This window comes from Aliarcobacter cibarius, from assembly GCF_013372265.1.
GTDB classification, from domain to species: domain Bacteria; phylum Campylobacterota; class Campylobacteria; order Campylobacterales; family Arcobacteraceae; genus Aliarcobacter; species Aliarcobacter cibarius.
On the sequence record NZ_CP054051.1, the window covers coordinates 1,646,803 to 1,659,090 of the forward strand.

General features: G+C 26.5%; 12 protein-coding genes and 1 pseudogene. 5 read left to right on the top strand and 8 right to left on the bottom strand.

Translation table 11 applies throughout. From position 1 onward, the window contains the following. Positions 1-50: 50 nt before the first annotated feature. Positions 51-644: pseudogene (locus ACBT_RS11890) on the bottom strand (TolC family protein); the annotation flags it as partial. Positions 645-789: 145 nt separating this feature from the next. On the opposite strand from ACBT_RS11890, the gene exbB reads away from it, so the two are divergent. Genes exbB through ACBT_RS08310 form a run of 3 tightly spaced genes read left to right on the top strand, consistent with a single transcriptional unit; the run spans position 790 to position 2,308 of the window. Continuing rightward, positions 790-1,221 carry a TonB-system energizer ExbB gene (exbB, locus tag ACBT_RS08300; RefSeq protein ID WP_024775998.1) on the top strand — a complete coding sequence of 144 codons (432 nt, stop codon included), beginning with the start codon at positions 790-792 and terminating at the stop codon, positions 1,219-1,221. After that, positions 1,202-1,579, top strand: coding sequence for a TonB system transport protein ExbD (exbD, locus tag ACBT_RS08305; protein WP_024775997.1), 378 nt, complete (start codon positions 1,202-1,204; stop codon positions 1,577-1,579). The genes exbB and exbD overlap by 20 nt, the downstream gene beginning before the upstream one ends. Before the next feature lie 12 nt (positions 1,580-1,591). Next, on the top strand, positions 1,592-2,308 hold the full coding sequence (locus ACBT_RS08310) for an energy transducer TonB (protein WP_024775996.1): 717 nt from the start codon (positions 1,592-1,594) through the stop codon (positions 2,306-2,308). Positions 2,309-2,318: 10 nt separating this feature from the next. On the opposite strand, the gene ACBT_RS08315 is transcribed toward ACBT_RS08310, so the two are convergent. The 7 genes from ACBT_RS08315 to ispG all read right to left on the bottom strand — a co-directional run bounded on the left by ACBT_RS08315 (position 2,319) and on the right by ispG (position 9,343). After that, complete coding sequence (locus ACBT_RS08315) at positions 2,319-3,734, bottom strand: leucyl aminopeptidase (RefSeq protein ID WP_024775995.1); 1,416 nt, start codon at positions 3,732-3,734, stop codon at positions 2,319-2,321. Then, positions 3,724-4,425 (bottom strand): DedA family protein, encoded by a 702-nt coding sequence (locus ACBT_RS08320; protein ID WP_024775994.1) that lies wholly within the window; start codon positions 4,423-4,425, stop codon positions 3,724-3,726. Before ACBT_RS08320 ends, ACBT_RS08315 begins: the two co-directional genes overlap by 11 nt. Before the next feature lie 13 nt (positions 4,426-4,438). After that, a complete protein-coding gene (trpB, locus tag ACBT_RS08325; protein ID WP_024775993.1) occupies positions 4,439-5,647 on the bottom strand; it encodes a tryptophan synthase subunit beta in 1,209 nt (402 codons plus the stop codon). A gap of 10 nt (positions 5,648-5,657) precedes the next feature. Then, positions 5,658-6,215 carry an adenine phosphoribosyltransferase gene (gene apt, locus ACBT_RS08330; RefSeq protein WP_034218840.1) on the bottom strand — a complete coding sequence of 186 codons (558 nt, stop codon included), beginning with the start codon at positions 6,213-6,215 and terminating at the stop codon, positions 5,658-5,660. A 164-nt stretch (positions 6,216-6,379) separates the two neighbouring features. After that, positions 6,380-6,775 (bottom strand): type II secretion system protein, encoded by a 396-nt coding sequence (locus ACBT_RS08335; protein ID WP_024775991.1) that lies wholly within the window; start codon positions 6,773-6,775, stop codon positions 6,380-6,382. A 61-nt stretch (positions 6,776-6,836) separates the two neighbouring features. Then, complete coding sequence (locus tag ACBT_RS08340; protein ID WP_024775990.1) at positions 6,837-8,282, bottom strand: replicative DNA helicase; 1,446 nt, start codon at positions 8,280-8,282, stop codon at positions 6,837-6,839. Then, positions 8,282-9,343 carry a flavodoxin-dependent (E)-4-hydroxy-3-methylbut-2-enyl-diphosphate synthase gene (gene ispG, locus ACBT_RS08345; protein ID WP_024775989.1) on the bottom strand — a complete coding sequence of 354 codons (1,062 nt, stop codon included), beginning with the start codon at positions 9,341-9,343 and terminating at the stop codon, positions 8,282-8,284. Before ispG ends, ACBT_RS08340 begins: the two co-directional genes overlap by 1 nt. 107 nt (positions 9,344-9,450) lie before the next feature. Here ispG and ACBT_RS08350 point away from each other — a divergent pair, with 107 nt between their 5' ends. Continuing rightward, on the top strand, positions 9,451-11,520 hold the full coding sequence (locus tag ACBT_RS08350) for a sensor histidine kinase (RefSeq protein ID WP_024775988.1): 2,070 nt from the start codon (positions 9,451-9,453) through the stop codon (positions 11,518-11,520). Positions 11,521-11,577: 57 nt separating this feature from the next. Beyond that, on the top strand, positions 11,578-12,276 hold the full coding sequence (locus ACBT_RS08355) for a CvpA family protein (RefSeq protein WP_024775987.1): 699 nt from the start codon (positions 11,578-11,580) through the stop codon (positions 12,274-12,276). Positions 12,277-12,288 lie beyond the last annotated feature (12 nt).

Sequence of the window (12,288 nt, forward strand, 5' to 3'; positions counted from 1 at the left end):
GAAAAATCTAGAATTTCTATCTCTTGATATTTCAAATCTGTATATTTTGCTAATTCATACTCTTGCTCTTTTAATAAATTCTCAAGACTTATAATTTCTTTTTTTATTAAATTCTTATTCATAATTGCGTTGTTTAATTCAATAATATCAGTTTTACCTGCTTCATATTGAATTCTTTTTATAATCTCTTCAATCTCTTTATTTAATCCTCTATATTTAGCTTGATCTATTTGTAAATTTACCTTATTTATCTCTAGTAATATATTATAAATATTTTGCAAATATTGTTGATTTTTATTCTCCCAAGCTAACATATCATAATTGAATTTATCTTTCGCATACTCTATTTGTAATTCAATTCCACCTGATTCAAAAATAGATTGTTTAAAACTAATAGCAGCTTTTTTAGAAAACTTTCTGTCAATATTACTTTGAGTTTTCTCACCAAAACTGTGATATCTACTTATACTTGAACTAAATCCAACTGTTCCAATCCAACTACTTTTTAGATTTTCATATTTTGTTTGAATAGATTTCATATCTAACTCTTGATACTCTTTTTTATCTTTTTGAATTAATTGCAAATTATTCTGATTAGCAAGAGCAAAAGAACAAAATATTGAATAAATTAATATTTTTTTCAAATTTTTTCCTTAAATTTTTAAATATTGGAATTTTATCTTCACATATTTAACGATATTTTAACATAAACTAAATATAATTTTGTCCATTAAGATAATTATTATCAATATTATAATAAAATTTCAAAAAATTTATAAGGATGAGTTTATGCAAGATGTAGAAAATTTAAAACATTTGGTTGATTATGGAGTAATTGCTCTATTAATTGTTATGAGTTTTATTGCTGTTTTCTTTTTTATAGAGAGAATAATTTTTTATAAAAGAATTGATGTAAAATCTTATAAAACAAAGAAATCATTAGATGTTGCACTTACAAAACATCTTACAATAATTGGAACTATTGCTTCAAATGCACCATATATTGGTCTTTTAGGAACAGTTTTAGCTATTATGCTTACTTTCATGACTATGGGAAGTGGTGGAGATATTGATGCTTCAAAAATTATGGAGAGTTTAGCACTAGCACTTAAAGCAACAGCAGTTGGTTTGGTTGTTGCTATTATTTCAATGGTTTTATATAATATACTAAGTAGATTTGCAGAAGTTTTGGAGAGCCAGTATGAAACTACAGAAGTATGATTCAATAAATGTAATACCATTTATTGATGTTTTATTAGTACTTTTAGCAATAGTTTTATTAACATCAACATTTATTACAAAAGGTATAATCCCTGTTAATCTTCCAGATGCACAAAATGCTAGTAAGTTAAAAAGTGATAAAGAAATAGTAATAGTTATAAATGATCAAGGTGAACTATTTATGGAAGATATGAAAATAGCTATTGAAAATATAGAACTTGAACTTTTACAAAAATCAAGAGAAACTCCAATACATTTAAATACAGATAAAAATACAAAATTTGAATATTTTGTAAATGTTTTAGATATGTTAAAGAAAAATGAATTCTCAAATGTATCAATTGTTACAAAGAAATAAAGGTTTTAAAAAATGAAACGATATTTAAACTCTTTTTTTATAACTAGTTTCTTATATTCAATGGTTGGAGCGATTTTTTTATATGCAATGAGTGAAATAAAAATTGAGCCTAAAAAAGAAGAAATTATTACAAAAATATCTTTAAATAGTGTAGCTGTACAAAAAATAGAAAAGAAAATAGTTGAACCTATTATCGAACAAAAACCTGAGCCTGTTATTGAAAAAATTGTTGAAAAACCCGCTCCAAAAGTTATAGAAAAGACAAAAAAAGTTGAAAAAGTAGTTAAAAAAGAGAAACCTATAGAAAAGATTGTTGAAAAACCAGTAGAAAAAGTTGCTGAAAAAACTGAAAAAAGTATTGAAGAAAATCCAGTTGTTACACAAACAACTCCAAATACAAATCCAGTTATTGAATCAATAAGTAAAGCACAAATTGATAGTATTGAAGATGCTTATTTATCTAAAGTAAAAGCAAAAATAGAGAAAAACAAGGTTTATCCAAAAATTGCAAAAAGATTAAATCAAACTGGAAAAGTTGTAGTATCTTTTGATATTTTAAAAGATGGGAAAGTTATAAATATAAGAATTATACAAAATTCAAAGTTTGAAAAACTAGATGAAGCCAGTATCGAATTACTTACAAAAATTGGCTTCTTTGAAGCAATCCCAAATGAACTAAATAAAACTGTTTGGAATATTCAAATCCCTATTAATTATCAAATAAACTAAGAGTTTTCTCTTAGTTTACTAAATCTTTTATAAATTGTACAGCCATTCTAACACCTGTTCCACTTGCTCCATAAGGATTATATCCCCAAGCTTTTTCAACAAATGCAGGTCCCGCTATATCAAAATGTACCCATTTATTTTTATTTTCTTCATAGATAAAATTATCTAAAAACATACCTGCAGTTATAGCTCCACCATATCTTGTATTTGAGATATTACAAACATCTGCTATTTCAGATTTAATACATTTTTTTAGATATCTATTAAAATCTAGTTTCGTAGCATATTCTCCAGAATTTTGACAAGAAACCAAAGCTTTATGTTTAAGCTCTTCACAATTTCCCATAATTCCCGTTGTATATTCTCCAAGTCCAACAACACAAGCACCTGTCAATGTTGCAAAATCTAAAATATAATTAAAATCTTTTATCTCATCTTGAGCATAACATAAACAATCCGCAAGAACTAATCTTCCTTCTGCATCTGTATTTCTTACTTCAATAGTTTTCCCATTTTTTGCTCTTAAAATATCATCTGGTTTATAAGCATTTCCACCTATCATATTTTCAACAGCACCTACAATTGCATGAACTTCTATAGGAAGTTTAAGTGCAGCAATAGTTTTAATAGTATTTAAAACAGCGACTCCACCTGATTTATCAGCTTTCATAGTAATCATAAAATCAGCTGGCTTTAAAGATAATCCTCCACTATCATAAGTAAGACCTTTACCAACTAAAACCACTTTTGTTTTTGCTTTTTTCGGTTTATATTTCAAATGAATTAACTGTGATTCATGAACTGAAGCTCTTCCAACACTATGCATAGACATCATTTTTTGTTTTTCAAGATACTTTTCACCAAAAACTTCACACTCTAAATCAAACTCTTTCGCAATATTTTGTGCTGCTTCTGCAAAACTTTTTGGAGTAAAATCAGCTGGTGCTGTATTTACCATATCTCTAGCACAATTTACAGAACTTGCTATAATTTTTGATTCTTCTAAAACATCTGATAATTTAGAACTTTTTTTCTCTACAACGAAATTTAATTCTAAATCATTTTTATTTTTTTCACTTTTGTAATTTTCAAACTTATAAGCTCCTAAAATAGCACCTTCTACTAAAGCTTTGAAGTTATCTTCTAAAAAATTATTTAAAACTAATTTTACAGTTTTAAATTTAGTTGAAGTTGCTTTTTTAATAGCTGTTGCTATTGCAATTGCTATTGAATCATAGTTAAACTCTTCAAAAGCTGAATAAATTTTTTTAGATTCTGGTAAAAAAATAGAAGATTCATCTTTTATTTTAAAATCTAAACTCTCTAATAAATCTTTATTTTCTCCTAAATCCTCAATTTTATTTACTAAAATTATTTCTAAATCAAAATCTTTTGATTTAAATTTCTCTACTATTTTAATTTTCATCTAACATCCTTCTTTCCATTTTTTTTGTAGCTTTATTGAAATAATAAATAATTCCACCACCAAATGTAGCAGCAATAGGTATTGCTAAATACCAGTGTTCTTTTGCCCAATGAAGAACTACCATAATTTCATTTCCAAAATACCATACAGGAACTATTGTAATCGCTGCCCATGCCCATGCTGATATTAAGTTTATAAGTGCAAATTTTCTAGCATCGTATCTTGTAATACCAATTGACATTGGAATAATTGTTCTCATTCCATACATATATCTTTGAGCAAAAATTATTGGCCATCCATGTTTTTTAAGTAATAAATGGGCAAATGCAAACTTTCTTCTTTGACTAATTAATTTTTTTAAAACAGCTTTTTTATTAAATCTTCCAATATAAAAATATACTTGATCTCCAGCAAAACCACCAAGACCCGCTACAAAAATTGCTATGTATAAATTCATATCACCTGTATGAGCTAATAATCCTGCCATTACAAGACCAGCTTCACCTTCTAGCATTCCCCAAACGAAAAGTATTATGTATCCATATTTTCTTAATAAATATGCAAATTTTTCATCAAGTCCTTCAACAGGAGCATTGTATAAATTATAAGCAAGAAAAGAGATAAATAATATTAATCCCAACGCAAAAATTTTTCCAGAATATGGTTGAATTTTTCTAAAAAGTTCCCTCATTGTAATATCCTAACTAATCAAATTTTAATAACTCTTTTGCCTGTATCATATCTTTATCACCTCTACCAGATAGACAAACAATCACCAACTTATCTTTTAATTTTTCTTTTGCTTTTTTTAAATAAGCTATTGCATGAGCTGATTCAAATGCAGGAATAATTCCTTCTTTTCGACTCAACCAAACAAATGCATCAAGAGCTTCTTTATCAGTTATATTATCATATGTAACTGTTTTGTTATCTTTATGAAAAGAGTGTTCTGGTCCAACTCCAGGATAATCAAGTCCTGCACTAATACTATGTGCTTCTAAAACTTGTCCATCTTCATCTTGAAGTAAATATGAACATTGTCCATGTAAAATTCCAGGAGTTCCTTTTGCTAAACAGCTTCCATGCTTATTTGTATCAAGTCCTAATCCACCTGCTTCAATTCCTACACAAGTTACTTCTTTATCTTCTAAAAAATGTGAAAACATCCCAATAGAATTTGAACCACCACCAATACAAGCAACTACATAATCAGGTAATTTATTCTCTTTTTCAAGTATTTGTTTTCTTGCTTCATAACCAATAACTGCTTGAAAATCTCTAACCATCATAGGATATGGATGAGGACCTGCAACAGTTCCTATTATATAAAAAGTATCTCTTGCATTTGTAACCCAATATCTTATTGCATCATTCATTGCATCTTTTAAAGTTTTACTCCCACTTTCAACTGCAACTACTTTTGCACCTAAAAGCTTCATTCTAAATACATTTAACTCTTGTCTTGCGACATCTTTTGCACCCATAAAAACAGTACATTCAAGTCCAAGTAAAGCTGCAATTGTTGCAGTTGCCACACCATGTTGTCCAGCTCCTGTTTCAGCTATTACCTTTGTCTTGCCCATTTTTTTTGCTAGTAATCCTTGAGCAATAACATTGTTTACTTTATGAGCTCCAGTATGGTTTAAATCTTCTCTTTTTAAATAGATTTTTGCACCTATTTCTTTACTTATATTTTCTGCAAAATAAAGAGGATTTTCTCTTCCAACATAATCTTTTAAATAATAATTTACTTCTTGCCAAAAATCTTTATCAAATCTATATTTATTGTAAGCAAGTTCTAACTCTTTTAAAACAGGCATTAATGTTTCAGGTACATATTGTCCACCAAAAATACCAAATTCACCTTTTGAATTTGGATCAAATTTACTAGCTTTTGGAATATAATTACTCATTTTTATCTCTTTATATTTCTAATACTGAATAAACAGGTACAAGTTGTTCTAACTTACTTTTACCTGGAAGAATTGTAAAATTTATTATAAAACATGCTTCAACTAAATTTGCCTCTAATTTTTTTATCAAATTAGCTGCTGCAAAAGCTGTTCCACCACTTACAACTAAATCATCAATTAATAAAACTCTTTTATTTTGAGTTGTGCTAAATGCATCTAGATGTATTTCAACCTCATCAAAACCGTATTCTAATTCATATTTCTCACAAACTGTTGTACTTGGAAGTTTTCCTTTTTTTCTTACAGGAACAAATCCTATTTTAAGTCTTGTTGCTAGTGCGGCACCAAATATGAAACCTCTAGCATCAATACCAGCAACATAATCTAAATTATATGATTTATATTTTTCTTCAAGATGGCTCATTAAAAGTTCAAAAGCATCTTTGTTATTTAAAAGTGTTGTAATATCTTTAAAACTTATTCCAGGTTTTGGAAAATCTTCAACTGTTCTTATAGAGTTTAATAAAAACTCTCTATCTTTGTCTTCTAAAAATTTAATCTTATTCAAAATAACCTCTACTACATTAAGAAAAGTGGCATATTCTAGCCAAATAATTATTATTTCTCTATGATATATTAATAAAAAATTATATTTATACATAATATAAAAAGAGAGATTATTAAAAAATTGTTAACAGCTGGAAAACAAGAAAATAAAATTAAAATTAAAAGTTAATAAACTTCATAACTTTGTGTTACTAAACCACTATCTCTTATTTTTGTACAAATTGAAGAAGTTTTAGTTGTATCAACTTTTAAATCAATTGTTATTGGAGTTTTTGTTTTATTAATTTCTAAAGACAGACAACCATTTTTATCACTTATCTTTAAATCTTCGATATTCCAATTTGTAGTTGTAATATTTATAGAATCAGTAATTTTGTCAATCTTTTGATTTAACAAATAATAACTTTGTATAGAATTTATAGCAGTATTTATATCTCTTTTTAAAGTTGATACTAAAGCACTATCTTTTGTATCCATAAATCTAGGTACAGCAAAAGCAACGATTATTCCTAAAATAACTATCATAAAAATTAGTTCTAGTAGAGAAAAAGCACTTTTCATTATAATCCTTTAAATAATTTAAAAGATTATAAATGTTTAATTCTTAAAATAATATTATTTATTATAAAATATTAGGAATATCTATATTTGTTTCTTTTTCAACATCAGCAACTGTTTCAAAGACAACTTCGATAGGAGCTGAACCTGAGAAATCATTCTCTTTATCAACAAATTTTGTAAGATTTTTATGAAAATCCAGTTTTACTGTACCAATTGGTCCATTTCTCTGTTTCCCAATAATTATCTCAGCCTCTTCGATAGGTTTATCTTGAAATTTAGATTTATAATCTTCACCTTTATCTTTTGCCTCTTTTTCTTTTCTTGCTTCATCTCTTTGCTTATAAACATCATCTCTATAAACAAACATAATAATATCAGCATCTTGTTCAATAGCACCAGATTCTCTTAAGTCACTAAGCATAGGTCTTTTATCTGGTCTATTTTCTAAACCTCTATTCAGCTGAGAAAGTGCAACTATAGGAATTTTCAACTCCCTTGCTAACATTTTTAAACCCCTACTAATATCTGAAACTTCTTGATGTCTATCTTTGTTACCAAGACCTTGCATTAGTTGAAGATAATCTATTATTACAAGACTTATTTTATTATCTTCATTTTGTGCTAATTTTCTTACTCTTGCTCTAAGTTGATTAATATTAACACTTCCACCATCATCTACAAAAAGTTTTTTAGTATTTAAATGATTAAAAGCATCCGTTAATTTTGACCACTCATTATCATTCATATCACCTTTTCTTAGATTTTGTAAAGGTATAGAAGTTTTTGCTGCAAGTAATCTTAACATCAACTGTTCAGCTGGCATCTCAAGAGAGAAAAATATAACACCCTTATCTCTTTCAATATTTTTTAATGCCATGTTTAAAACCAAAGCAGTTTTTCCCATAGCTGGACGAGCAGCAATAATTACTAAATCTCCTTCATTAAAACCTGTTGTTCTCTTATCTAAAGATTCAAATCCTGTTGTTTGTCCAATTAAAAACTTGTTTCCAAGCTTTTTCATTTTCTCTATATATGCTAAAGTATCACCTGTTACAGTTTGCATATCTTTTAATTCACTAGTTGCACTATTTGTCGAAATTTTATAAAGCTCACCTTGAATAGTATCCAATGCTTCATTTGCTGTTATTTGATCTTCAATTGCAACTTTTTTTATTGTTGTAGCTAAACTTGCTAATTCTCTTTTTACAGAAGCATCTTTTATCTCTTTTACATAAGCTTGAGTATTTGTAATAGGATTTGCACTTAAAATTTCAAGTAAAACTGAATCATCAATATCTTTTGAATTAATTTTATTTCTAATAAAATCTTCATCAATTGGCATATCTTCTTCATGAAGTCTTATCATTGCTTCAAAAATAGATTTATGAGCAGGAAGATAAAAATCTTTTGGTTTTAAAACACCTAAAATATCTTCTAGCTCTTCAGGATTAAAAAATACTGAACTAAGAACAGCTCTTTCAATATTTATACTATAAATACTATCCATTATATTTTTCTTTTTGCTTCAAATTCTACTTCTTCTACAAATTTATTTATAAGTGCTTCTCCACTAAGTTTTGCAATAATTTCACCTTTTTTCATAACAAGACCACTTCCTTTTCCAAAAGCGATTGCAACATCAGCAGCCTTTGCCTCTCCAATAGCATTTACAACACAACCCATTACTGAAACATCTAAAGGTGTTCTAATATGTGCTGTTCTTTTTTCTATTTCTGCAACTGCACTTACTAAGTCAGCTTCAATTCTTCCACAAGTTGGACAAGAGATAATATTTAAACCCTCTTTTGAAATACCTAAATCTTTTAAAATAGCTTTTCCTACTTTAATTTCCTCTTCAAGTTCTCCTGTCATTGAAACTCTTAGAGTATCACCAATACCATCTAATAATAAACTTCCTAATGCAATTGATGATTTAATTGTAGAGTGAAATTGAGTTCCAGCTTCTGTTACACCTAAATGAAATGGATAGTTATTCATAGGTCTTAAAGTTCTATAAGCTTCAACAGTTCTTTGAACATCACTTGCTTTTAGCGAAATCTTTATATCTGTAAAACCTAAATCTTCCAAATATTTAATGTTATAATCAGCACTTGCAACCATTCCTTTTGCTGTTTGTCCATATTTATCTTCAAACTCTTTTTCTAAACTTCCACAATTTACACCAATTCTTATAGGTATATTTCTATTTTGGCAAGCTTTTACAACTTCTTGAACTCTTTTTTTATCTCCAATATTTCCAGGATTAATTCTAATACAATCTACAACTTCAGCAGCAATTAAAGCCAACTTATAGTGAAAATGTATATCTGCAACAATTGGTAAATCAACTTGTTTTTTTATCTCTTTTAAAGCATTAGCATCTTCAATATGTGGAACTGCAACTCTTACTATATCAGCACCTGCAAAATGAAGCTTTCTTATTTGCTCAACTGTGGCCTCTACATCTGATGTTTTTGTATATGTCATTGATTGAACACTTATTGGTGCATCACCACCAATTAGGACATTTCCTACTTTTATCTGTTTTGTTGGGTATCTATTTATCATGAGTGTGATTTTATCGTAAATTGTTTAAATTAAAGTGAAGATTAATTTTATAATAGATATTATTTTTTGCTTTAAAATATAAGCATTTTTTATACATCGAGGATAAATTGGCGACTAGAAAAAATTTTTTATTCATTATTTTTATATTTTTCTTATTATGTTTGTTTGTTATTTATGTATCTTATAGCTATATATTAAAAAAACAAGATGAACTTTTCTATAACCTATATTTAAACACTAATGATAAAATAATCGATACTACAAAAAACTCAATCGATGATAAAAAACATACAACGTTGGCAATTGCTCTGTCTTTAAGCAAAAATGAAAATCTTTATAAGTACTTGGAAAATGAAGAATATGAAAAACTCGATTTTAATAAAATTATTGATGAATTAAAACAGTATTCAAAATATAAAAATGTTTGGATTCAAGTTGTAAATAAAAATGCTATTCCTGTATACAAATCTTGGACAAAAGAAAAAGTAGATATTTCATTTAGAAAAGATTTACAAAGTACTTTATCGAATCCAAAAGTGTCTACTTCAATAAGCATGGGTATATATAACTTATCATTAAAAGCTAGAACTCCTATATATGGTTATAAAAATGAATTTTTTGGTGTTTTAGAAGTTATTTCACATTTAAATTCTGTTATCGAAGATTTAAAAAAAGATAAAATTGAGTCAATAGTTCTAGTAAATAAAGATGTAAATAAAGTTCTAAAATCACCTATTTCAAATATATTCATAAATGATTATTACGTTCCTCATGAAAATGCAAATAGCTATTTTGTTGAATATTTAAAAAATAATGACGTTGATAAATATTTTAATATGAAAGATTTTATAGTAGAAAACGGCTATTTAATAACAAACTACAATTTATTTAATGAAAAAAATGAAAAAGTTGCTTCAATAATAAATTTTTATGATTTAAAGAATATTGATGATTCACATATTAGTTCTATTAAAACTCAAAATATTTTAATGATAATGATAGTTTTAATAGTTTTATTTTTTATACTTATATTATATCTTTACACAAAATATACAAATAAAATAAAATCTCAAGAACAAAAAAATAGATTAATCTTAGATTCACAATCTAGTATTGTAATTATTACAAACGGAGAAAATATAATTGAATCAAATAAAAAATTAATTGAATTTTTTAACGATTGTAAAAATTTAGAAGATTTCAAAACAAAATATAAATGTATTTGTAAAAAATTTGTAAACATTGAACATGAAAACTATTTAATTGATACTAAATACAATGGTAGAAATTGGGCAGAACATGCTCTTTATAATCAAAATACAGATTTTAAAGTTGCAATTTATGATGCAAACCAAAATTTAAAACATTTTTCTCTTAAAGTTAGCCAATTAAAAGATGATAACTTAATAATTGCCACATTTACTGATATTTCTCAAGAAATTTTAGAAGCAGAAAAAGAAAAAAATCAGCAAAGAGCTATTTTCCAACAAGCTAAGTTAAATGCTATATCAAATACACTAAATAACATTGCTCATCAATGGAGACAACCATTAAGTGTTATAAGTACACTTACAAGTGGTATGAAATTGAAAAAAGATCTAAATATTTTAAGTGATAATGAATTTAAAAAATCATGTGACAAAATAATTTTTAATACAACTAAACTATCAAATACTATTGAAAACTTTACAAACTTTTTCACAAAAGATGATATAAATAAAGTCTCTGTAGTAGAAGCAATAAATCAAATAATAGAATTCTTAGACTCTATTTTTGAAAGAAATCAAATAGTTTGTCACTTTAAACACACAAATGATGTACTTTTAGATTGTGATAGTAATAGCTTTTCTGAAGTTATTTTAAATATTTTTGATAACTCTATCAGTGCATTAATAGAAAATAAAAACATAAACGAAAGATACATTATCATAACTTTAGAAGGAAAAACACTTAGTATAATAGATAGTGGTAATGGTGTTGATGAGACTCTTATTTCAAAAGTTTGCGAACCGTATTTTACAACAAAACATCAAGCATTTGGAATTGGACTAGGTCTTTATGTAGTTGAAGATTTTTTCATAAAAACTTTAAATAAAAAAATCGAATTAAAAAATGAAGATTTTGTATATGAAGATAAAAAACTAAGAGGTTTAAGATTTACTATAGAATTTGATTAAACTTTTATTTTGATAAATTTAGGTAAAATTGCCCATATTTAGAATAAAAGGAATTTAATGCAAGATTTTTCAATTTTTGATTTAATAATTATTGCAATTACATTATTACTTGGACTAAAAGGTCTTTTCAGAGGTTTTATCAAGGAAGTTTTTGGACTTTTAGGTATTGTTGGGGCTATTTTTGTAGCTTCAAGAATATCTAAAGAACTAGGAGATTTAATAGCTCCTATCTTAGTTTTAGAAAATGAAGCAACAATTAAACTAATAGGTTTTATAGTAGCTTTAGTTGTTGTTTGGCTCGTTATTTATAGTGCTGGTGTTGTTGTAAGTAAAATATTTAGTGCTAGTGGTTTAGGTGCAATAGACAGAATTTTTGGATTTATTTTTGGTGCTTTAAAAATATTTTTAATATTTGCTGTTATAGCATATGCGCTTTATCAAGTACAATCGTTTAAAAAAGTTATCGATGAAAAATTTGCAAATTCTATTGTAATGCCTCATTTATTAAGTGTTGGTTCTTTCATTATAAAATTAGACACAACAGCTATTACACAAAATTTAGATAAAGCAGTAGATTCAGTGAAACCAAGTGAGGTTATTGAAAATACTAAGAAAAACATAGAAGAAAATATACAAGAGACTAAAAAAGATATAGAAGAAAATATCAAAGAAGAAGTTACTGAGAATTTAGAAAAAAAATTTAAAGATGTAACAAAAGAGCTTTCAAATAAGCAAGAAGATAAAAAAGAGAATTAATAAAAGGATTTT

Bases quoted from the DNA above. Each gene is read 5' to 3' on its own strand.
- exbB (WP_024775998.1), top strand. From the start codon at position 790: ATGCAAGATGTAGAAAATTTAAAACATTTGGTTGATTATGGAGTAATT.
- exbD (WP_024775997.1), top strand. From the start codon at position 1,202: ATGAAACTACAGAAGTATGATTCAATAAATGTAATACCATTTATTGAT.
- ACBT_RS08310 (WP_024775996.1), top strand. From the start codon at position 1,592: ATGAAACGATATTTAAACTCTTTTTTTATAACTAGTTTCTTATATTCA.
- ACBT_RS08315 (WP_024775995.1), bottom strand. From the start codon at position 3,734: ATGAAAATTAAAATAGTAGAGAAATTTAAATCAAAAGATTTTGATTTA.
- ACBT_RS08320 (WP_024775994.1), bottom strand. From the start codon at position 4,425: ATGAGGGAACTTTTTAGAAAAATTCAACCATATTCTGGAAAAATTTTT.
- trpB (WP_024775993.1), bottom strand. From the start codon at position 5,647: ATGAGTAATTATATTCCAAAAGCTAGTAAATTTGATCCAAATTCAAAA.
- ACBT_RS08335 (WP_024775991.1), bottom strand. From the start codon at position 6,775: ATGAAAAGTGCTTTTTCTCTACTAGAACTAATTTTTATGATAGTTATT.
- ACBT_RS08340 (WP_024775990.1), bottom strand. From the start codon at position 8,282: ATGGATAGTATTTATAGTATAAATATTGAAAGAGCTGTTCTTAGTTCA.
- ispG (WP_024775989.1), bottom strand. From the start codon at position 9,343: ATGATAAATAGATACCCAACAAAACAGATAAAAGTAGGAAATGTCCTA.
- ACBT_RS08355 (WP_024775987.1), top strand. From the start codon at position 11,578: ATGCAAGATTTTTCAATTTTTGATTTAATAATTATTGCAATTACATTA.